The sequence below is a fragment of the Bartonella queenslandensis genome (genome assembly GCF_018155095.1).
Taxonomy (GTDB): domain Bacteria; phylum Pseudomonadota; class Alphaproteobacteria; order Rhizobiales; family Rhizobiaceae; genus Bartonella; species Bartonella queenslandensis_B.
Map to the genome: position 1 here is coordinate 1 of NZ_NAAI01000011.1, position 22689 is coordinate 22689.

Annotated in this window: 15 protein-coding genes; 2 read left to right on the top strand and 13 right to left on the bottom strand. The window is 37.6% G+C overall.

What is annotated here, in order from left to right:
* Positions 1–361: autotransporter outer membrane beta-barrel domain-containing protein (locus B5V81_RS07180; protein ID WP_212112772.1), on the top strand; the 361-nt coding region annotated here is incomplete at its 5' end.
* Positions 362–942: 581 nt separating this feature from the next.
* On the opposite strand, the gene B5V81_RS07185 is transcribed toward B5V81_RS07180, so the two are convergent.
* From B5V81_RS07185 to B5V81_RS07245, 13 genes are all read right to left on the bottom strand, one after another.
* Positions 943–1725, bottom strand: coding sequence for an ABC transporter ATP-binding protein (locus B5V81_RS07185; RefSeq protein WP_212112862.1), 783 nt, complete (start codon positions 1723–1725; stop codon positions 943–945).
* Complete coding sequence (locus B5V81_RS07190) at positions 1722–2597, bottom strand: ABC transporter ATP-binding protein (protein WP_212112863.1); 876 nt, start codon at positions 2595–2597, stop codon at positions 1722–1724. Before B5V81_RS07190 ends, B5V81_RS07185 begins: the two co-directional genes overlap by 4 nt.
* On the bottom strand, positions 2590–3519 hold the full coding sequence (locus B5V81_RS07195; protein WP_005775176.1) for an ABC transporter permease: 930 nt from the start codon (positions 3517–3519) through the stop codon (positions 2590–2592). Before B5V81_RS07195 ends, B5V81_RS07190 begins: the two co-directional genes overlap by 8 nt.
* 2 nt (positions 3520–3521) lie before the next feature.
* Positions 3522–4595, bottom strand: a complete 1074-nt coding sequence (locus B5V81_RS07200) for an ABC transporter permease (RefSeq protein ID WP_212112864.1) — start codon at positions 4593–4595, stop codon at positions 3522–3524.
* A gap of 113 nt (positions 4596–4708) precedes the next feature.
* Positions 4709–6325 carry an ABC transporter substrate-binding protein gene (locus B5V81_RS07205; RefSeq protein WP_212112899.1) on the bottom strand — a complete coding sequence of 539 codons (1617 nt, stop codon included), beginning with the start codon at positions 6323–6325 and terminating at the stop codon, positions 4709–4711.
* Positions 6326–6709: 384 nt separating this feature from the next.
* Positions 6710–8335, bottom strand: a complete 1626-nt coding sequence (locus B5V81_RS07210) for an ABC transporter substrate-binding protein (protein WP_212112865.1) — start codon at positions 8333–8335, stop codon at positions 6710–6712.
* Positions 8336–9765: 1430 nt separating this feature from the next.
* Entirely contained in the window at positions 9766–10392 is a 627-nt protein-coding gene (locus B5V81_RS07215) for a DNA-3-methyladenine glycosylase I (RefSeq protein WP_212112866.1), read from the bottom strand.
* Complete coding sequence (gene xseA, locus B5V81_RS07220; protein WP_212112867.1) at positions 10370–11800, bottom strand: exodeoxyribonuclease VII large subunit; 1431 nt, start codon at positions 11798–11800, stop codon at positions 10370–10372. The genes B5V81_RS07215 and xseA overlap by 23 nt, the downstream gene beginning before the upstream one ends.
* Before the next feature lie 236 nt (positions 11801–12036).
* Entirely contained in the window at positions 12037–13662 is a 1626-nt protein-coding gene (locus B5V81_RS07225; RefSeq protein WP_212112868.1) for an ABC transporter substrate-binding protein, read from the bottom strand.
* Positions 13663–13781: 119 nt separating this feature from the next.
* Positions 13782–14006 (bottom strand): hypothetical protein, encoded by a 225-nt coding sequence (locus B5V81_RS07230; protein WP_212112869.1) that lies wholly within the window; start codon positions 14004–14006, stop codon positions 13782–13784.
* Between the two features lie 599 nt (positions 14007–14605).
* Positions 14606–16237 carry an ABC transporter substrate-binding protein gene (locus B5V81_RS07235; protein WP_212112870.1) on the bottom strand — a complete coding sequence of 544 codons (1632 nt, stop codon included), beginning with the start codon at positions 16235–16237 and terminating at the stop codon, positions 14606–14608.
* A 906-nt stretch (positions 16238–17143) separates the two neighbouring features.
* The gene (locus B5V81_RS07240; RefSeq protein ID WP_212112871.1) at positions 17144–18775 is read right to left on the bottom strand and encodes an ABC transporter substrate-binding protein; all 1632 of its coding nucleotides are present in this window, start codon (positions 18773–18775) and stop codon (positions 17144–17146) included.
* A gap of 885 nt (positions 18776–19660) precedes the next feature.
* The gene (locus tag B5V81_RS07245; protein ID WP_212112872.1) at positions 19661–21289 is read right to left on the bottom strand and encodes an ABC transporter substrate-binding protein; all 1629 of its coding nucleotides are present in this window, start codon (positions 21287–21289) and stop codon (positions 19661–19663) included.
* A gap of 1108 nt (positions 21290–22397) precedes the next feature.
* On the opposite strand from B5V81_RS07245, the gene B5V81_RS08940 reads away from it, so the two are divergent.
* Positions 22398–22679, top strand: coding sequence for a DUF6460 domain-containing protein (locus tag B5V81_RS08940; protein WP_244979436.1), 282 nt, complete (start codon positions 22398–22400; stop codon positions 22677–22679).
* Positions 22680–22689: the final 10 nt, after the last annotated feature.

Sequence of the window (22689 nt, forward strand, 5' to 3'; positions counted from 1 at the left end):
TTTGATGTTTGATACCATTAAAGATGCTGATAATCTGACCATTGACATGCAAAATCCTTCTCAATGGTTGATCCGTGTTGGTGGACGTTTAACAAAAGCCATTTCCACTGAAAACAGCCGTCCTATGTCTTTCTATGGAAAAGTAAATTTGATCAAAACCTTTGGTGATGATCAAGCAATCCATATTGATAAGGATTATAAACGAGACCCCTCAGGAACCTCTCTTGAAGGTGGCGTTGGTATCAATGCGCAATTGTCCGCTAACCTCTCCCTTCACGGTGATGTCAGCTATCAACAAAAGCTTCAAAAAACCGGTATAAGTGGTGCAAGTTTTTCAGGCGGAATACGCTATCAGTTTTAAATCAAGATTGTAAAAAACAGCCTATGCAATTTAATAAAAAGGCAGCAATATGCTGCCTTTTTGGCTTATTATAAGCTGTTTTTTTAAGCATTCTTTTAAAGAGAAACAAAAAAACACTTAAAGACTGTTATTGACAGGTGAAAAAGTTTTACAAAAAGTTTTTTATAAAGAGTAAAACTCAGAATTTTTTGATGAATAATACCTAACACTGTAAAAAAGAGAACAACTAAAAACAACATGGTATTGTAAAATAATAAGAAACTTTTCTAGAAAATACAGCATTACTCTCTTTTGTTATTTCTCACGAATTTAATGCTTAAAGTCCCAAAATAAAACTTTTGAATATAAAATGATAAGCAAAAAATAGTGCAACAATATCAAGAAAGGCTGTATGTTATAAATCACTCGTATATTTCACAAAGGGAGTTCTAATAGGATTTAAAATACTATAGCTCAAACACTGCTCAGCAAATTCATGACTAAAAAAAATCCTATTATTCCTTCCCCTTTTAACAATGCTGCCAAATATCTCCAGAAACTTCAAAACAAATAAAATTTCATTTTTTCTTTTGTAAAACTGATCACGCTCTTTGTTCTCTATGGACGATAGGCTCAATACTGGCTTCAAAAAACTCCTTTGTATACTCGTGTTGGGCATGGAGATTACGCAATTCATCATTGCTAAGCTCTTCAAGAATAATCCCTTTATGCATAATTCCAACACGTTCACAAATATGTGCAACAACAGCAAGATCATGGGATACCATCAAATAAGTAAGCTTTTTTCTCTCACGCAATGATTTCAACAAGTTTAAAATTTCAGCCTGTACCGATACATCCAATGCAGATGTTGGCTCATCAAGTAACAAAACTTCTGGCTCGATAATTAAAGCACGTGCAAGAGCAATACGCTGACGTTGTCCTCCAGACAACTCATGAGGATAACGATAAAGAAATGAAGAATCTAAACCAACGGAATCTAAAGCATCCTCCACCCGCTCTCTTTGATTATCCATACCATGGATTTTGAGCGATTCAGAAAGAACCGTATGGACCATTTTTCTTGGATGCAGCGAAGCATAAGGATCTTGAAAAACCATTTGAATACAACGTAAAAAATTCTTATTTCTTTTTTTCTCGACTTCTTGTCCATCAAAAAGAAACTTCCCACTATACTCTGGAATAAGCCCTACCAATGTATTCAAAATCGTTGATTTTCCGCATCCGGATTCACCAATCAAACCATAAGCTTCACCATGCTTAATATGAAAATTAACATTTTTAACAACGGTGACAGCCTTATGCCTATGGCCAAACGTTACAGATAAATTAGAAACATCAATAATATTCTCACAATTTGTCATGGAGAAACCTCCTCAACACCATTAACAATCGTAGGATTATACAACCAATCAGGATCACGCTTAGGAACAGCCAAAACATCAACAGGATTATCAAGCCGTGGCAAACTCGCCAGCAAAGCCTTTGTATAAGGATGACACGCGTGAGATAAGTCAGAAGCAGGTAACTCTTCTAAAACACGTCCCGCATACATCACCAAAATACGATCACAAAAATCAGCAATCATATTCAAATCATGACTAATGAAAATAAGCCCCGTTCCAGACTTTGTAACAAGTTCATCTAATACGGATAAAACTTGTCGTCTGACCGTAATATCAAGGGCAGATGTTGGTTCATCGGCAATAATCAAATCAGGTTTTGGAATGAGCATCATTGCAATCATCACACGCTGCCCCATCCCTCCAGATATTTCATGAGGAAAGAGACGCATCACATGTTCAGGATCGCGAATATGAACAGATTCTAACATAGATATGGTACGCTCCCGCGCTTCAGCTTTTGAAACACGATAATGAATACGGTAAGCCTCCATAATCTGTTCCCCAATCCGTATGAGTGGATTAAGTGAATATTTAGGATCCTGTAAAATCATTGAAATACGCTTACCGCGAATTTTTCTCATCTGAGGTTCACTTGCGGACAATAAATCGACATCCTCAAAACGCATTTTTTTAGCTTTAACAATAGCTGATTTTGGGCTCAGCTTTAGTATTGCGCGTCCAGTCATCGATTTACCAGATCCGGATTCACCAACAATGCCAATTTTTTCTTTTCCGACAGAAAAGCTAACACCGCGCACAACTTCTGAAATGCCGCGCGTTGTAGGAAAAGAAATACGTAAATCTTCTACTTCTAATAATTTATTACCCATTGCGTGGATCCAATACATCACGAAGACCATCACCTAAAAGGTTGAAAGCAAGGCTTGCAAATAATATTGCACAGCCTGGTATCGCCGCCAACCACCAATTTGTCATCATAAATTCCCGTCCTGAGGAAAGCATCGCCCCCCATTCAGGACTTGGAAGTTGTGCTCCCAACCCCAAAAATCCAAGACCAGCAGCTGTTAAAATAATTCCAGACATATCTAAAGTTAATCGTACAATCACTGAAGGAATACACATGGGCGCAACATGAAACAAAATAATCCGCAAAGGAGAAGCCCCCTGTAAGCGAACCACAGAAACATAATCTGAAGAACGTATTGTCAAAGTCTCAGCACGCGCTAAACGTGCGATTGGTGGCCATGCAGCAATTGAAATTGCAATAGAAGCATTTTCAATTCCTGGTCCCAATGCAGCTGAAAAGGCAAGAGCTAAAATTAACCCTGGGAAAGCAAGAAAAATATCGACAATGCGCATGAGCACAGTATCAACCCATCCCCCCATATAACCAGATACAGTTCCAACGATAAGCCCTATTGGACCTACAATAACTGTTGTGAGAAAAACAACATAAAGAGTAATACGAGAACCAAAAACAAGGCGACTAAAAATGTCACGTCCTAATTCATCTGTCCCAAAATAATGTGCCATAGAGGGGGGCTGTAACCGATTCCCTAGGTCATTGCTAAGAAAATCGTGCGTTGCAATCCAAGGAGCAAAAAGTGCACATATGATAATAATACAAATAATAAACAGACCGAATACAGCTGAAAAGTTATGAAAAAACTTCACCAGTGCATGATAAATTCTTTGTATGTTTGCTTGAATGATGGACCGTGGAACAGGGTCGTTTAACCAAAAGCTCAAAGAAGATGATGATTGCGATTTGTGATGATTACTGACTGTCATATTCAACGTGTCCTTGGATCAAAAATGCGATAAAGCAAATCAGAAAATAAATTAATGGCAACAAAGATAAATCCTACAAGTAAAGTACATCCTACAACTGCATTCATATCTCCAGCGAGAAGAGCATTTGTCAAATAATGCCCAAAACCAGGCCAAGCAAAAACTGTCTCCGTCAAAACAGCCCCTTCTAATAAAAAAGCATAAGAAAGTGCAACAACGGTAATAACCTGAACAGCAGCATTCCGAAAGGCATGCCCCCAAACGGTTCGCGCCCACGATAATCCCTTTACACGTGCCGTAATGATATATTCTTGATTAAGCTGCTCAATCATAAACCCCCGAGTCATACGACTAATATAAGCCATAGCACCGAAAGCTAAGATCAAAGCAGGCATAATAATGTGACTAAAGACATTCCCAAAAGCCTCCCATTGTCCTTGGCTCGCGGTATCCCAAAGAAAAAATCCTGTTTTGGGTTCAAAAGAATATTCATAAAGAAAATCGAGGCGCCCTGGACCACCAACCCAGCTAAGTTTAGCATAAAATATTAACAACGCCATGAGTCCAAGCCAAAATGTCGGTGTAGAATAACTCAAGAGTGTAAAAACACGAACAACATAATCAATAAATGAATCGCGGTACATTGCTGCAAAAACACCAAAGGGAATTCCAAGAGTTGTGCCAATAACAATAGCAACAGTTGCAAGCTCTAATGTTGCGGGAAAAACACGCATAATATCATCTAAAACAGGACGCCCAGACGTTAAAGAATCTCCAAAGTCAAATAAAAATACATTATGAAGATACTTCCAATATTGAACAATCAACGGCTTATCAAGACCCAGCTTATAATACATGGCATCATAAGCCTCCTGACTGATGTTATCACCAAGAATAGAGAGAACAGGATCGAGAGGAAGAAGATGACCAAGAAAAAAAGTAATTGTCACCAATCCAAGCAGTGTGATAAAAACTGAAATAAGAAGTTTTGATCCCTTGAACAAAAAATCCCACAAAAATAATTTTTTCTGCTTTTCTGATACAGCTCTTTCAGTCTCTGAAAGTGACAAAACCATTATAAAAATCCCCTCTGTAGCGATAAAACATAAAGCGAATACCTTTTTTTTATAAAACAAAACAACTTCTTATTAAGCATGTTCTGCAAGCCTTTTCCATAACATGCTTCTTTTTATTTTTCTGCTTCATTGTAGTAAAGTCTGTAACTATTCCAAACCCATTTTTTGACTGCAGGTCCCATACCAACGGTATAATATGTCTGAAATAAATAAACCATAGGACCATGCTCTAGCACATAATGCTGTAAAGTCCGATATTGCATAATACGCTTATTAGGGTCTTGCTCAAACAAAGCATCCATCACCATTTTATTAATATTTTCATCATAATATCCAGCACGCCAAGCCAAATACATATTATGTTTTTTTGTAAATGTTGGGTCAGGATTAAACACGTGATTCAATGAAGCAGGATGTCCATCAGGATCAGCGCTTCCCCACCCCATAAGTGCAGTATCATAATTTCCACCCCGTACACGACTTAACAGTTGATTTTGTGCCATTTTTTCAATTGTGAGCTCCACACCAATTTTGCGTGCATTGGCTTGAATAGACTGCGCAACAGATGACATATAACTAAGACTTCCAACGAGAAGGTTCGCTTTAAAACCGTTCGGATAACCAGCTTCAGTCATTAACTGTTTTGCTTTTTCAAAATCTAACTTAAAAGGCAGACCTTCTTTTTCATCCAAAGCACCTGGAACACCTAAAGACATATAAGTTGCCCGCGGAATAGCAATTCCCTTCAAAACAGTTTTTCCAAGACTTTCATAATCAACCAAATAACGAAGTGCTAATCTGACCTTTTCGTTCGCAAAAATTACGTTCTTATTGTTTAACGATAAATAAATAATCTGCGGACGCAAAACACGACTAATTTTGACTGGACCATCTTTTTTCTCAAGGTCTAAAATATCCTCTGAAGAAAGATCTCGCGCTATATCCACATCACCTTTTTCCAAAAGAAATCTTTGACTTGCTGAATCCGCCACATGACGCACAACGATTTGCTTAATTTTAGGCACCTTTCCCCAATAATGCTGTGTAGCCTCTAACACAACTTTATCCCCTGGAGACCAGCTTGCCAATTTATAAGGTCCAACACAAGCCGAATGTGTTGCTAAATATTTATTCCCCATATCACCATTGATACTCTGCGCTTCAATTGTTTTCCGATCAAGCAGAGCAGAAGCATAAGATTGTCCAATAACGGTCAAGATGAGCTGAATAGGATAGGGTCTATCTAATTTTAATTGTAAAGTCTTATCATCAAGAGCCTGAATATTTGTTTCAACATTCTCTTTGGTAAAACCATAATCCATTAAAGATTGAGCATAGCTCAAACCTAATTTAATAATCCGTTGCATCGACCATACGAGATCTTGCGCCGTTGCTGTTCTTCCATCATCAAACTTTAAATCATCACGAAGATGAAAAACTATTCTTTTACCATCATCTAAAACATCCCAAGATTGCGCCATAGCCGGACGAATTTTTGTAGGATCATGCTCATCATATTGTACGAGCGCACTGCAAATATTCGTCAATAACTCACTTGTTACAACCTCAACGGTTTGCGCTGGATCAAAACTACTCATTGAATCAATATTCCATGCCATCACCAATATATCTTTAGATGAAGCACTAAACGCTGATACGATAGCCCCGTTTAAAAAAAACATTGTACTTAATAAAACATAAATTCTTTTCAACATTCTTTTCTCCCCTATTTTATCTCTTTCTTTTGTATTCTTGTACCTTTTCACACAAAGTGATCGTAACTTTTGTCTTTCATCTTTTAAACAGCATGGTATCAAACATCAATCTCATTGAATTAAACTAAGCATCTATAAAGCAATTCTCTCATATATCAATTTATTATTTATCAATTTATTATTCATGATACTGAGAATCTGTAAGCATAAGCAAAAACCATCCCCAATATAACTTCCCATATTCATCCCCCCTTATAAATGACCTCAATCATATATGGCACACTCCCCCCACAATTTTATTCTCCTTTAAAAAACTGAAGATTTTCTATGTGGGAGAATATTTTCATCATGCAATAATGATCAAGCTCTTTTCATCTTTGACGATACGAAAAGACACGCTTATTTTTCAATTTCACTATAAAAAATACGCGGGGCACTATTCCAAACCCATTTTTTAACATCAGGTGTCATCGCGACAACGCTATATTGTTGATAGATAAACGCATAAGGTCCTTTCTGCATCAGTTCACGTTGTAAATCAACATAGAGTTGTGCCCGTTTTTTTGAATCTTTTTGAAACAACGCCTCTTCAACTTTTTGATTCATCTTGGCATCAAAATACCCATTTTTCCAACTAGGATAGGCTGTATTTTTTGCCTCAAACCGATTATCCGGATTATAAACAAGACGTGAAGCCATGGTATGAGGATCCGTAGACCCACTACTCCACCCAATAAAAGACGTATCAAAAGCTCGGGCATCCACCTTTGAAAACAATTGCATTCCTGCCATACGTTCAATTTTAAGATGCACCCCCGCCTGTGCAGCACTATCTTGGAGGGACTGAGCAAGAGCTGAAATATAAGGGGTATTTGCAACAAGAAAATTTGCCTCAAATCCGTTCGGATAACCCGCCTCTGCTAAAAGCTGTTTGGCTTTTTGAATATCAAGCCTAAAGGGCTGCCCTGCTTTTTCATCTAAAGCTCCAAAATTGCCAAGAGGAATAAAACTTGCCCGTGTTACACCGATATCTTTGAGAATCTTCTTGCCAAGACCTTCATAGTCTATGAGATAGCGCATCGCCAAGCGTACTTTTTCCTTAGCAAAAATGGGATTTGTCATGTTGAATCCCCAATACATCATGGTTGGTACCAACACCTTTTCAACTTTAATATTTATTTTTTTTTGTAGATCTAAGAGATCTTCATGGGTCAAATTACGAGCCACATCAATATCGTGCTTTTGCAACAACAAACGTTGTGTTCCAGGCTCTGCAACATGGCGAATGAGAATCTGCTTCAGTTTCGGAGCTTCTCCCCAATAATGCGAGCTTGCACGCAACAAAAGAGCTTCTCCAGGGCGCCAACTTTTCAACTGATAAGGACCAACACAAGCAGCATGCGTTTTTAAATACTGATTTCCTAGATCGCCATTTTTTTCATGCTTCATAATTATCTTACGATCAAGCAAAGCTGTCACGCGCGTTGCAACAATATTATTAAGAAGAAGCTTTGCTGGATAAGGCTTATCAAATTTCATCACCACCGTTTTTTCGTCAACGGCTTGCAAAGCATCATCAACATTTTGCTCTGTAATTCCATATTCATTAAACGTTGCCGCATCGGCCATTTTTAATTTGATAACCCGCCTCATCCCCCAAACAAGATCATTGGCGTTGGCTTCTCTACCATCATTAAACTTCAAACCATCACGCAAATGAAAAGTAATCACGGTACTGTGATCATCTCCAGAAACATCCCAATGCGTTGCTAATGCCGGAACTATTTTTGTTGGATCCTCTGCTGCTGTACTGACCAAATTATCACAAACATTGTAAATAATTTCAGTTGAATAAATATCATTGCTTTGTGCAGGATCAAAGATCCTGATGGCATCGAGATTCCAAGCCATGACAAGAGTATCGGTAGGTGTTTTTGCTGAAGCCTGTTGTGCAACCACTCCAAGTGCCATAAGAAAAGAAATAGGAAAGCTACTCCTTTTCAATCTTTTTTTCTTCAAGGTCATAAACTTTCCCCTTTATATTTTTTATCAATTAATAACACTGAAGTGACTTGGAAAATTTATAATCATAAAGGGCAAATCTATAATCATAAAGATTGAACAAAGACCTTCTCATCACCTATACAAAGTCGTCTACTTTTAAATTCATCCATTTTATCAATTCATTGTCTTACAGCTCAATCAAACCATAGCGAACAATAGAATATGTGTTTGCTCATCAGTATGACTTTCTTTTCATAGATATTTCTTTACACACGACAATAAACCCTATCCCCCCCAATTAATCATCAAAATGACAAGCTTTATAGCCCGTAAAAAAACAAACGTGTTAACAAAGATAAAGAGGAAAAATGAGAAGAACTATTCCTTCTAAATTCTATCTTTTGAGAGATAAAGTTTGTAATGAAAAAATACATACTAAAAGGCTCTTTCTCATTCATCAAAACAAAATTCATTATACAATTTTCCCTAAAGACATAACGAATATAAATCCTTCTAAACTTTAATTTGCATCATTGCTTTGCCGCTATAAAAATAAAACGGCAAACAACATGCTGTAACAAAATGTTTGGTTTCAAACAGCAACATACAGAGACTTAACGAAGCAATATAGTGAATACCCGTCTGTCTGAGCTTAAATATCTCCCCAAAACTGGAGCTCACACGCAGTAAACTTCCTCTCTAATGAAAGAAGGCTATCAGATAATAAAACTTAACACAAGCAGCTTGAGTTATTTAACGTCAATTTTCCTTGCTGCATTTTGTTTTGTATTCCTTAGGCATGTCTTGAACAATCGACCACCACACAAATAAACCAACGATCATACAGCCCAAGCAAAATATAACAATGCAACAAAAGCCCCCATCTAACAACCACTTTGCATTCATCAATAAACATGAATAGAATAATGATGACATTCATGTCATGAACAGAAATAAAAATACCTCTTCTAAACCATTTCAAATGCCAAGCGCTGTCGCAATATTTTAGAGCGGGCCGTGTGTGTGATAATATCGGCTCATTCCTTCATAAACGCCCATTCCTTCATAAACACAAGACGGTGATGCTCAATAACTTCCATCGTTATTCCATTTACGAGCCTCAATGCGAAATGGGCTTAAGAGCATTAAGAAATATTTTTTTAAGCAAGCCCGTGAATTGGCAACAGGGCGGCTTTCTATTTTACATACAAGATATCATCACTATCTAACGCTAGATACATGATAGTTAAGATATTACTCTTTTTTGCATTTGTTTTTTCATTCTCAAAAGTATACTTGTGTTGTTTTAATGACCAACAATAATAAAAAATCATCACTATTGGATCGTTTGTATGCTTTAATTATCTTATACAATAAAGTTGTATGACCTGCACGTTAACGAAACAATTCAATGACTTAATCATTGCCCTTATGACAGACATTTTACCAATTTACCGACAAAAACACCCTTCAAGATGATCATTAACAATCCCTACAGACTGCATAAAAGCATAACAAATCGTGGGACCAACAAACGTCCAGCCGCGCTTCTTTAAATCTTGAGAAAGACGAAGAGAAGCTGGAGTTATAGGATTTGCCAACAGTGTTTGAAAATCTATCTTTTCATAACGCTCCGATTGTGGTGGTTGAAAAGACCAAAAATAGTGAGACAAACTCCCCCACTCTGTTATAACTTCCTGTGCTCTCAGTGCATTATTAAGCACTGATCGAATTTTCCCCTGATGACGAACAATACCTTTATTCTGCATCAACATTTGCATCTTTAGCGCATCATAATGAGCGATCTTTTCAAAGTCAAAATCATCAAATGCAACACGAAAAGAAGAGCGTTTTTTTAAAATCGTAAACCAAGAAAGCCCAGCTTGGAAACCTTCAAGACAAATTTTTTCAAACAAAGGGATATCCTCCAAAATAGGTTTTCCCCATTCGTTATCATGATAAGCACAATAAAGTGGCTCCGTTCCAGCCCATGCACAACGAACTTTTCCATCCGCCCCCTTAAGAAGCCCCTGAGCAAGCATAATCTTCACCGTATTAAAAGAGAGTTCCTTGATCATCGCTTGGCGACTTTATCTTCTTGTGTTTTGAACGGATCGTGGAAACAGATTCTTGTGTTGCAACACGGATATCACCATCAAAAAAACGTAAATTTATTTGTCCACTTTCAGGAAACTGTGCCAACCGTTTAATAGGTTTATGATCTTGCCCCAAAGCCAAAACAAAACCTCGCTCTAAAATATTCTGATAAGAAGTACTTTTTAAAAGCCTACATGCCAACTCTAACGCTGCACGTTGTTTTTCTACACTGCGCATAAAAGCACGGTGAAGGCGCGCTGTATATTCCTTTGTATGGCGTTGTGCTTTTTCACTCTTTAACAAACGGGGCGAAAGACGGAGATGAAGAGCATGAAAAGAAAAACGTTTTTTATCATAACTCACACAAAGAGCACGCTGTAATCGGCTTGAAATTTCATCAAAACCACGCCGCGGTAGAGAAAAAAGTTGATCAGCAGTAGGCAGACCGCGTCTGGCTGCACGCAACTTTTGTTGGTGAGAATCAAAAGAACGTGCAAGTCCTTTACGCAAACGTGCCCCAAGTGACGCGACACTCACTTCAAGATCAAGCTTGACGGGAACAGCCTTTTCTGCGGCTCCCGTAGGGGTTGGGGCACGCCAATCAGCAACATAATCAATCAAAGTCCAATCTGTTTCATGCCCAACAGCAGAAATAATGGGCAGATCAGAAGCATAAACAGCACGAACAACAGCTTCGTCATTAAACCCCCACAAATCTTCTAAACTTCCTCCTCCCCGTGCAACAATAAGGAGATCAGGTTTTGGAATGGTCCCTCCTGAAGCAAGAGCATTAAAGCCTTCAACAGCAGCAGCCACTTCGCTCCCGCTTGTTTCCCCCTGAACACGGACAGGCCAAACCAAAACATGCAACGGAAAACGATCAGATATACGATGAATAATATCGCGAATAACGGCTCCCGTTGGTGATGTTACAACACCTATAATTCGAGGCATATAAGGCAAAGGCTTTTTCTTTGCTTCATCAAATAAGCCTTCTTCTGCAAACTTTTTCTTACGATTTTCAAGAAGAGTCATCAAAGCACCAACTCCTGTTGGCTCAAGAGCCTCAATGACAATTTGATATTTCGACGAGCCTGGATAAGTCGTAAGCTTACCGACAGCAACCACTTCCATCCCTTCTTCAGGAGGAAATTTGAGCTTTTCCATCACACCACGCCAAATAACAGCTTCCAACCGTGCCTTATCATCTTTTAAAGCAAAATAAGCATGTCCCGAAGCATGAGCTCCACGATAACCTGAGATCTCCCCACGCACCCGCACGTAGCCAAACTTTTCCTCAACAACACGCTTTAAAGCGCCTGCTATTTCGGAAACAGTAAATTCTGCAACATTCGTTGCACTTGTTTTTTCACTCAATAAATTGACCATTTTTCAATTCACGGAAGTTGAAATATTCAGTCTTAACATTCACACATCTTTAATGAAAATAACAGATCTCTTTAAAAAAGAATGTTTTAAAAGCACATTCTCTCTATAAGATATTCCTACATTTATCCATGATATCCACGCATTCCCTATGCGCTTCGACGTCTTGCAAAATCTTTAAATCCTTTGCAATACGTTGAAGATATCATGATTGCACTCTTTATTTTACAAGTAAAAAATTATTTTTCAATTTCACTATAAAAAACGTGGGGAGCGCTACTCCACACCCATTTTTTGACATCAGGTGTCATTGCTATCACATTATATTTCTGAAAGATAAACGCATAAGGACCTTTTTGCATCAGTTCACGTTGTAAATCAACATAGAGTTGTGCCCGTTTTTGTGAATCTTTTTGAAACAATGCCTCTTCAACTTTTTGATTCATTTTGGCATCAAAATACCCATGCTGCCAACTAGGATAAGCTGTATTTTTTGCCTCAAACCGATTATCCGGATTATAAACAAGACGTGAAGCCATGGTATGAGGATCCGTAGAGCCACTATTCCACCCGATAAAAGTCGTATCAAAAGCTCGGGCATCTACCTTTGAAAATAACTGTGTACCCGCCACACGTTCAATTTTAAGACGCACCCCCGCCTGAGCAGCATTATCTTGAAGGGATTGGGCAAGAGCTAAAGTAGAAGGGGCATTTGCAACAAGAAAACTCGCCTCAAAGCCATTCGGATAACCAGCTTCCGCTAAAAGTTGCTTGGCTTTTTGAATATCAAGCTTAAAGGGTTGCCCTTCTTTTTCATCCAAAGCTCCAAAATTGCCAAGAGGAATAAAACTTGCCCGTGGAACACCAATACCTTTGAGAAGTTTATTGCCAAAGCCTTCATAGTCTATGAGATAACGCATTGCCAAACGTACTTTTTCCTTAGCAAAAATGGGATTTGTCATATTAAATCCCCAATACATCATGCTTGGCACCAACACCTTTTCAACTTTAACATCTGTTGTTTTTTGCAAATCTGCAAGATCTTCAGGTGTCAAATCACGCGCAACATCAATATCATGCTTTTGCAACAACAAACGTTGTGTTCCAGGCTCTGCAACATGGCGAATGAGGATCTGCTTCAGTTTCGGGGCTTTTCCCCAATAATGGGCGCTTGCACGCAACAAAAGAGCTTCTCCAGGGCGCCAGCTTTTTAATTGATAAGGACCAACACAAGCAGCATGCGTTTTCAAATATTGATTTCCCAAATCACCATTTTTTTCGTGCTTCATAATTGTCTTACGATCAAGCAAAGCAGTGACATGATTTGCAACAATATTATTAAGAATAAGCTCCGCTGGATAAGGCTTATCAAATTTCATCACCACCGTTTTTTCATCAGGGGCTTGCAAAGCATTATCAACATTTTGTTCTGTAATCCCATATTCATTAAAAGTTGCCGCATCGGCCATTTTTAATTTGATAACCCGCTTCATCCCCCAAACAAGATCATTGGCGTTGGCTTCTCTACCATCATTAAACTTCAAACCATCACGCAAATGAAAAGTAATCACGGTACTGTGATCATCACCAGAAACATCCCAATGCGTTGCTAATGCTGGAACTATTTTTGTTGGATCCTCTGCTGCTGTACTGACCAAATTGTCACAAACATTTTCAATAATTTCACTTGCATAAACATCATTGCTTTGTGCAGGATCAAAACTACTGATGGCATCGAGATTCCAAGCCATCACAAGGGTATCAGCTGGTGTTTTTGCTGAAGCCTGTTGTGCAACCACTCCAAGTGCTATAAGAACACAAACAAGAGAGCTGCTCCTTTTTAATATTTTTCTTTTCAAATTCATAGATTTCTCCCTCTCAAGTTTATTGTGTAAATTTTCCATGCAGCAAAAATGTGCAAAATAATAAAACTAAGTAAATCACAGGTTTTGAAAGACAAAGTTCTAAATCTTCAAGAATAGCATCATTTGCCGACCATTTCTTCCGCTCCCCGCCTATAGACTTCCCCAAAACATACAAAGAAAAATAATCTGATAGACAATGAATAATCACCAATAACAAAAGCCACTTCATGATATCTTAATGCCTTTGATTGAAGACCATAAAAAGTTTCGTCTTTGCTTTGTTGGACAAGTTTATCTCTTCTTTCTTTGGACATTGGTTCTCTTCTAGCGTTTTTTAATGTCATCACAGCACTCTCCCCTATTGGTTTAAGGACACTAATAACAAAGAGCCTTCATAAGAATTTGATGTTTCGATAAAGTAGAAAAATTCGTCACCTTGCCAAGTGTAACAGCTTTTATCTCTTCTTCAAGAAAGGACTTTAATTTTTTCATTACTCTGTGAAACAGTACCCTCCCATTGCACCTTATCATCTTTCAAAGCAAAAGGAAACATGGGCATAAGCCCCCTAAAAATCTGATATTCCTCATATCCCCCATAAAAAAATTTTTCTTGCATAGTGCAAAATTTTTTCTTCTTTAGCAAGGCTCAATGATGCAACAGTTGTTGCACAGATTTTTTCAACCAATAAATTGACCTCCTTTCCATTCAGCGAAGTTGAAATGTTCAATTTTAACATCCATAAAGACCATCTTTAATGAGAATGAAAAACCTCTTTTAACAGATGTCTTGAAAAAGCATTCAACAATATATCCCCTTTATTCACGACCTTCATATCCCCTTTATTCACGACCTTCGACGTATTGCAAAGCTTGAAAACTTATACAATACGTTGAAGATATCATGATTGCACTTTTTATCTATTTAACAGCATTGAAGACACACTTATTTTTCAATGGCGGCATAAAAAATACGTGGTGCATCATTCCACACCCATTTTTTTACATCAGGTGTCATAGCGATAATATTATATGTCTGATAGATAAAAGCATAGGGGCCTTTTTTCATAAAATCACGCTGTAAATCAGCATACATTTTGGCCCGTTTCTGTGGATCTTTTTGAAACAAGGCATCTTTCACCTTCTTATTCATATCTTCATCCAAATAGCCATGGCACCAACTAGGATAACCTGTGTTTTTAGCCTCAAACCGATTATCCGGATTTAAAATAAAACGTGCAGCCATGGTATGAGGATCCGCAGAAGCATTATTCCACCCTATAAAAATTGTATCAAAGCTCCGTGCATAAAGTTTTGAAAACAACTGCGTGCCGATAAAATGTTCAATCTTAAAGTGCACACCTATCTTTTTTGCATTGTCTTGGATAGACTGAGCAATAGGCAAAGCAAAAGGATAAGGAGATTTTCCTGCAAAAATATTAGCCTCAAAACCGTTTGGATAACCTGCTTCTGTTAAAAGCTGCTTAGCTTTTTCAAGATCAAGTTTAAAGGGTTGCCCTTCTTTTTCATCCAAAGCCCCAAAATTACCAAGAGGAATAAAGCTTGACCGTGGAATGCCAACATCTTTAAGAAGAGTCTTTCCCAAAGTGTCATAATCGATCAAATAGCGCATTGCCAAACGCACCTTTTCATTGGCAAAAATAGGATTCGTTGTATTGAACCCCCATAATATCATGGATGGAACTAATACTTTTTCAATCTTAATATCTGTTGTTGCTTGGAGATCTGTTACATCTTCAGGCATCAAATTACGGGCCACATCAATATCGTGTTTTTCCAACAACAAACGTTGTGTTCCAGGCTCTGCAATATGACGAATTAAGATCTTCTTCAATTTAGGTGCCTCTCCCCAATAATTGGAACTTGCACGCAACAAAATCCCTTCTCCAGGACGCCAACTTTCTAACTGATAAGGACCAACACAAGCAGCGTGACTTGCCAAATAGCGATTTCCCATATCACCATCTTGTTCGTGTTTTATAAGTGTCTCACGATCAAGCAGAGCAACAGTACGATTCCTAGAAATATTGCTCAGAATAAGTTCTGCTGGATAAGGTTTATCAAATTTCATCACCACTGTTTTCTCATCAGGTGCTTGAAAAGCCTCATCAACATTTTGTTCTGTGATACCATATTCATTAAAAGTTGCCGCATTAGATAGCTTCAATTTGACAACCCGCCTCATCCCCCAAACAAGATCATGAGCACCAGCATGCCGACCATCGTTAAACTTCAAATCATCGCGCAAATGAAAAGTAATCACCGTACTCTGGTCATCGCTTGCAACATCCCAACTTTTTGCTAAAGAAGGAACGATTTTAGCTCCATCATTTTTAGCAGAATCAACCAAATTATCGCAAATATTGACAACAATTTCAGCTCCATACCGGTCATTGAGCTGCGCAGGATCAAAATTACTGATCGCATCAAGATCCCAAGCCATCACGAGGGTATCGGCAGGTGTTTTTGCTGAAACTTGTTGCACAAACATCCCAAAAGCAATAAGAGCATAAACAAAAGAACTGCTCCCTTTTAATATCTTTCTTTTTAAGTTCATAGATTTCTCCCTTTAACGTTTATTGTATAAATTTTCCTTGCAACAGGAATGTACAAAAATAAAAAGATCAGGCTTTTAAAACACACCACCTAAAGATAAAATACCAAACCTTTCCAATAGCGGGAGCAATCCCTTGGGCGATATTGGTCAACTAAAGCAAAAGAGGCAACGAAAAATGATCTAATAAACAATGAGCGATACCACAATGACAGCGCCTGTTGGTAATGTCACAGCACCTATAACTTTGACCATACAAACCAAAGATTTTCTTTATCGCATCAAACTAGGACTTCTTCTCTAAAAACCTTGTTGCGATTTTCTCAAAAGATTTCTCAAAGCAGCAACTTCAGTTACTTTAAAAGCCTCAATCATCCTTTGATATTTTGTCAATCCTTATAAGCATAGTATTTCTAGCCATAGTCACTCCTCTCCTTCCTCACAAGGAAATTTGAGCATTTCCATGAACCCAAGCCAAAGGACAATCCCAGCATCTCATCATTTTTTAAAGAAAAGTGGTGTAATTTGAAGCATCAGCTCCACAATAACCCCCCATTCCCCCAACGCACCTGCATATACTCAAATTTCTTCTCAATAGCACATTTTAAGATCCCCCGCTTTTTCTACAAAATACTAAACTCTGCTCATATTCATTATGCCCGTTTCTTTAACCGACAAATTTATTATTTTTTAACCTCACTTAAGATTGAAATCTCTAATCTTAATATCTAAGCATATGCGTTTTATAAAAATGCATAGTTCCTCTCTAAAGAAGAGTATCTTCGAGTGACTCTATAATGCATTTTACCGATAAACTTCGATATTTTGCAAAGCTTTTAAAGCCTATGCAAAACACCGAAGGTATCATTATTACATTAACTGTTGTATATTACAACATTTAAAAAGTGCTTATTTTTCAATGGCATTATAAAAAATACGTGGTGCACTATTCCACACCCATTTTTTTACATCAGGTGTCATAGCAATAATACTATATGTCTGATAGATAAAAGCATAAGGTCCTTTCTGCATAAAATCACGCTGTAAATCAGCATACATTTTGGCCCGTTTCTGTGGATCTTTTTGAAACAAGGCATCTTTCACCTTTTTATTCATATCTTCATCCAAATAGCCATGGCACCAACTAGGATAGCCTGTATTTTTAGCCTCAAACCGATTATCCGGATTATAAACAAGACGTGAAGCCATTGTATAAGGATCTGCAGAATCGTTATTCCATCCCATAAAAATTGTATCAAAGCTCCGTGCATAAAGTTTTGAAAACAACTGTGTCCCTACAAAATTTTCAATCTTAAAGTGTACACCTATTTTTTTTGCATTGTCTTGGATAGACTGAGCAATAGGCAAAGCAAAAGGATAAGGAGATTTTCCTGCAAAAATATTGGCTTCAAAACCGTTTGGATAACCTGCTTCTGTTAAAAGCTGCTTGGCTTTTTCAAGATCAAGTTTAAAGGGTTGCCCTTCTTTTTCATCCAAAGCCCCAAGATTACCAAGAGGAATAAAGCTTGATCGTAGAATACCAACATTTTTAAGAAGAGTCTTTCCCAAAGTGTCATAATCGATCAGATAGCGCATTGCCAAACGCACCTTTTCATTGGCAAAAATAGGATTTGTCGTATTGAACCCCCACATTATCACAGATGGAGCCAACACTTTTTCAATCTTAATATCTGTTGTTGCTTGAAGATCTGTTATATCTTCAGGCATCAAATTACGGGCCACATCAATATCGTGCCTTTCCAACAACAAACGTTGTGTTCCAGGCTCAGCAATATGGCGAATGAGAATCTGCTTCAATTTGGGTGCCTCTCCCCAATGATGGGAACTTGCACGCAACAAAATTGCTTCTCCAGAACGCCAACTTTCTAACTGATAAGGTCCAACACAAGCAGCGTGACTTGCCAAATAGCGATTTCCCATATCACCATCTTGTTCGTGTTTCATAATGGTCTCACGATCAAGTAAAGCAGCAACACGAGTCGTAAGAATATGCCCAAGGATGATCTCTGCTGGATAAAGCTTGTCAAATTTCATCACCACTGTTTTCTCATCGGGGGCTTGAAGAGTAGAATCAATATTTTGTTCTGTAATTCCATATTCGTTAAATATAGCCGCTGCAGACAACTTCAATTTGACAACCCGCTTCATCCCCCAAACAAGATCATGAGCACCAGCAGGCCGACCATCATTAAATTTCAAATCATCACGCAAATGAAAAGTAATAACTGTACCCCCGCCCTCATTTGAAACGTCCCAACTCTTTGCCAAAGAAGGCGCTATTTTAGCTGCATCATCTGTAGCGGAATCAATTAAGTTATCACAAATATTAGCAATAATTTCATTGCCATAACGTTCATTGATCTGCGCAGGATCAAAAGTCTCGATTGAATCAATATTCAATGCCATTACAAGGGTATCGGCAGGTGTTTTTGCAGCAACTTGTTGCACAAACATCCCAAAAGCCATAAGAGCAGCAACAAAAGAGCTGCTCCCTTTTAATATTTTTCTTTTTAAATTCATAGATTTCTCCCTTTAAAGTTTATTGTATAAATTCTCTATGCTGCAAAAACGGACAAAATAATAAAATAGGGCGAACCATAAGTTCCAAGAGATAAGTTATTAAAACCTTCACCCCCAAAACCTCTTGTCAATCATCCCTCCTGTCCACACTTATAAACCAAACCATACAAAGGAAAACACGCTGATATACGATAAACAACCACCAATAACAGAGCCATTCATGATATCTTAATGCCTAACTATTGAAGACTATAAGACTAAGTTTTCTTTTTTGCTGAGCAAGCTTGTCTCTTGTTTCTTCTAACATTTTTTGAATGTTATCAAAGGCTCCCTGTTGGCTCAAGTACCTTAATAAAAAAGAGCCTTCATAATAATTTGATGATTTGATAAAACAGGAAAATTCGTTGATTTGCCAAATGCAACGGCTTTTATTCCTTCTTCAAATTTTTTGCATCACTCCCTGTAAAACAATACCCCCTTGGCATCTCATCATTTTTTAAAGCAAAAGAAGACACGGGCACCATAAAAAAACTGAGATCCTTCACCGCCCCCAATATCCCCCTATGAAAAATTTTTCTTCAATATTGCAAAGTCTTTTATCCTTTAGCAATACTAACTTACGCTACGTTGTTGCACTCATTTTTTCAGAAAGTAAATTACCCCTTTTCAATTCAGAAAAGTTGAAATGTTCATTTTAATATCCACGCAAACACATCTTCAATGAGAATAAAAAATCTCTCTTAACAGAATATCTTGAAAAGACATTCAACAACACACGTATCGCTCACCTATAAATTCGACGCACTATAAAGCTCGAAAACTCATGCAAAACGTCGAATATATCATGGCTATGCTTTTTATCTATTTGACAGCTTTGAAGACACGCTATTTTTCAATTTTATTATAAAAAATCTGCGGCATACTATTCCAAACCCATTTTTTGACATCAGGTGTCATCGCGATAACAGTATATTTCTGATAGACAAACGCATAAGGACCTTTTTGCATCAATTCACGTTGTAAATCAGCATAGAGTTGTGCCCGTTTTTCTGAATCTTTTTGAAACAACGCCTCTTCAACTTTTTGATTCATCTTGGCATCAAAATACCCATGCTGCCAACTAGGATAAGCTGTATTTTTTGCCTCAAACCGATTATCCGGATTATAAACAAGACGTGAAGCCATGGTATGAGGATCCGCAGAATCATTATTCCATCCGACAAAAATCGTATCAAAAGCTCGTGCATACAGTTTGGAAAACAACTGTGTACCTGCCAAACGCTCAATTTTAAGATGCACCCCTGCCTGTGCAGCATTATCTTGAATGGACTGAGCAAGCAACAAAGTATAGGGGGAGGAACTTGAGACAAGAAAATTCGCCTCAAAGCCATTCGGATAACCAGCCTCCGCTAAAAGCTGCTTGGCTTTTTGAATATCAAGCTTAAAGGGTTGCCCTTCTTTTTCATCTAAAGCCCCAAGATTGCCAAGAGGAATAAAACTTGCCCGTGGAATACCAACACCTTTGAGAAGTTTCTTGCCAAGACCTTCATAATCTATGAGATAGCGCATCGCCAAGCGTACTTTTTCCTTAGCAAAAATGGGGTTTGTCATGTTGAAGCCCCAATACATCATGGAGGGTTCTAAGACTTCTTCGATTTTAACATCTGTTGTTTTTTTGAGATCCGCAAGATCTTCAGGGGTCAAATTACGCGCAACATCAACATCGTGCTTTTGCAATAATAAACGTTGTGTTCCAGGCTCTGCAACATGGCGAATGAGAATCTGCTTCAATTTTGGGGCTTCTCCCCAATAATGAGCGCTTGCACGCAACAAAAGAGCATCTCCAGGGCGCCAACTTTTCAACTGATAAGGACCAACACAAGCAGCATGCGTTTTTAAATATTGATTTCCCAAATCGCCATTTTTTTCGTGCTTCATAATTGTCTTACGATCAAGCAAAGCTGTCGCAGGGCTTGCAACAATATTATTGAGAATAAGCTCTGCTGGATAAGGCTTATCAAATTTCATCACCATCGTTTTTTCATCAACGGCTTGCAAAGCATCATCAACATTTTTCTCTGTAATTCCATATTCATTAAAAATGGCGGCATTCCCCATTTTTAACTTGACAACTCGCTTCATCCCCCAAACAAGGTCATTGGCATTGGCTGCTCTGCCATCATTAAATTTCAAACCATCACGCAAATGAAAAGTAATGACCGTACTGTGATCATCCCCTGAAATATCCCAATGTATTGCCAAAGATGGAACCATTTTAGCAGGATTATCTGTAGCTCCAATCACCAAATTATCACAAACATTGCGAACAATTTCACTTCCATAAACATCCGTAAGCTGTGCGGGATCAAATGTAGCAATTCCATCAATATTCCAAGCCATCACAAGGGTATCAGCGGGTGTTTTTGCTGAAGCCTGTTGTGCCACAACTCCAAGTACCATAAGAACAGAAACAAGAGAGCCGCTACTTTTCAATATTTTTCTTTTCAAGTTCATAGACTTTTCCTTTTAACGTTTATTGTATAAATTCCCCACGCAACAAGAACGTGCAAAATAACAAGTTTAGATGAACCATAGGCTCCAAGAGATAAAGGTTTAAAACCTTCAAACAACACGACTTACCAACCACTCCTCCTACCCTACTTATAAACTACCGCTCCAATATGCACAGAAAAACAATTTAATATATCATAAATGGTATAACCGATAACAAAATCTACCGATAATATCACAACGTCTATCATTGAAGACTATAGGACAAAGATTTTATCTCTCTCGTCGAGTAAGGTTGTCGAGTAAAGTTACTCCTTCTTTCTTCTAGCATTTTTAACATTATCAAAGGCCCCCGTTAGCACAAGCGCCTTAATAACCCTTAAAAACAAAAAGCCTTAACAATGGTTTGAGCTTTCAACAAAACAAGAAATTTATCCATTTTCCGGCACCAACCACCTCTCCCCCTTGCAAAGAGAGTTTTGAATTTTTCTATACTTTCTCACTAAATAATAAGCCTCTCATGACATCTTATTTCAAAACAAAAAGAGCATGAGCACCACACCACCTTGATATGCGCTTACGTATTCGTACAGAACAACACTTTTTGCAACATCCTATTTTAATACCTTTGCTCCTTTAACAACACTCAATTCATTGCTTGCATTTTTCAGCAAAAAATATCTTTTCAATTCACTAAGGTTGAAATATCTAAATATATTGCCTATATAAGCATACCCTTATTAGAATAGATAGTCTTTTTTTAAGTAAACGGCCTTGAAATATTATTTTTATACATGAGACAATAATAAATCCATTATGAAATCTTTAACGGCCAAGAACTTTCATCGTGATGGAGAAGATTAAAACGTTATAAAAATTTTCTTATAACCTCTTAGAAAAAAAAGAAAAATCTTCACTTCAATAAAAAGAAATGCCATGAAAATATTGCAAAAAACACAATAGAATACGCGTATATTTAAATAACCATCTCTGATGTTACACCAGTAATAAAGTGGTGAAAAAATAAGAAAATGTTTTTTCTTTAAGATAATAACAACCACTGCACGACGATAATGCATAAAAAACACAAGAGATTCGAAAGTTTATTAAAATGAACAGAAAGAAAAAATTGTCAAATTCTTATCATACATTTCTTGGAGGAACATCCATTCGTGTCAGTTTAAAATTGCTCATCCTTTCATTCTTCATCGGTGTCGTAATGAATTTTTTTGGATGGACACCTCGAAATCTTATACAAAAAATAATAAATTTTCTTCACTCTTTATGGGAAACAGGATTTATAACGCTGAAAAACTTCTTCCATATAACCATGATGGGCGCTATTATTGTTGTACCTATTTTTCTTGTCTTACGCATTTTGCATAAAAAATAAATGCCTTAAA

Coding starts and splice junctions, on each gene's coding strand:
- B5V81_RS07185 (WP_212112862.1), bottom strand. CDS start 1,725: ATGACAAATTGTGAGAATATTATTGATGTTTCTAATTTATCTGTAACG.
- B5V81_RS07190 (WP_212112863.1), bottom strand. CDS start 2,597: ATGGGTAATAAATTATTAGAAGTAGAAGATTTACGTATTTCTTTTCCT.
- B5V81_RS07195 (WP_005775176.1), bottom strand. CDS start 3,519: ATGACAGTCAGTAATCATCACAAATCGCAATCATCATCTTCTTTGAGC.
- B5V81_RS07200 (WP_212112864.1), bottom strand. CDS start 4,595: ATGGTTTTGTCACTTTCAGAGACTGAAAGAGCTGTATCAGAAAAGCAG.
- B5V81_RS07210 (WP_212112865.1), bottom strand. CDS start 8,335: ATGACCTTGAAGAAAAAAAGATTGAAAAGGAGTAGCTTTCCTATTTCT.
- B5V81_RS07215 (WP_212112866.1), bottom strand. CDS start 10,392: ATGATCAAGGAACTCTCTTTTAATACGGTGAAGATTATGCTTGCTCAG.
- xseA (WP_212112867.1), bottom strand. CDS start 11,800: ATGGTCAATTTATTGAGTGAAAAAACAAGTGCAACGAATGTTGCAGAA.
- B5V81_RS07225 (WP_212112868.1), bottom strand. CDS start 13,662: ATGAATTTGAAAAGAAAAATATTAAAAAGGAGCAGCTCTCTTGTTTGT.
- B5V81_RS07230 (WP_212112869.1), bottom strand. CDS start 14,006: ATGACATTAAAAAACGCTAGAAGAGAACCAATGTCCAAAGAAAGAAGA.
- B5V81_RS07235 (WP_212112870.1), bottom strand. CDS start 16,237: ATGAACTTAAAAAGAAAGATATTAAAAGGGAGCAGTTCTTTTGTTTAT.
- B5V81_RS07240 (WP_212112871.1), bottom strand. CDS start 18,775: ATGAATTTAAAAAGAAAAATATTAAAAGGGAGCAGCTCTTTTGTTGCT.
- B5V81_RS07245 (WP_212112872.1), bottom strand. CDS start 21,289: ATGAACTTGAAAAGAAAAATATTGAAAAGTAGCGGCTCTCTTGTTTCT.
- B5V81_RS08940 (WP_244979436.1), top strand. CDS start 22,398: ATGAACAGAAAGAAAAAATTGTCAAATTCTTATCATACATTTCTTGGA.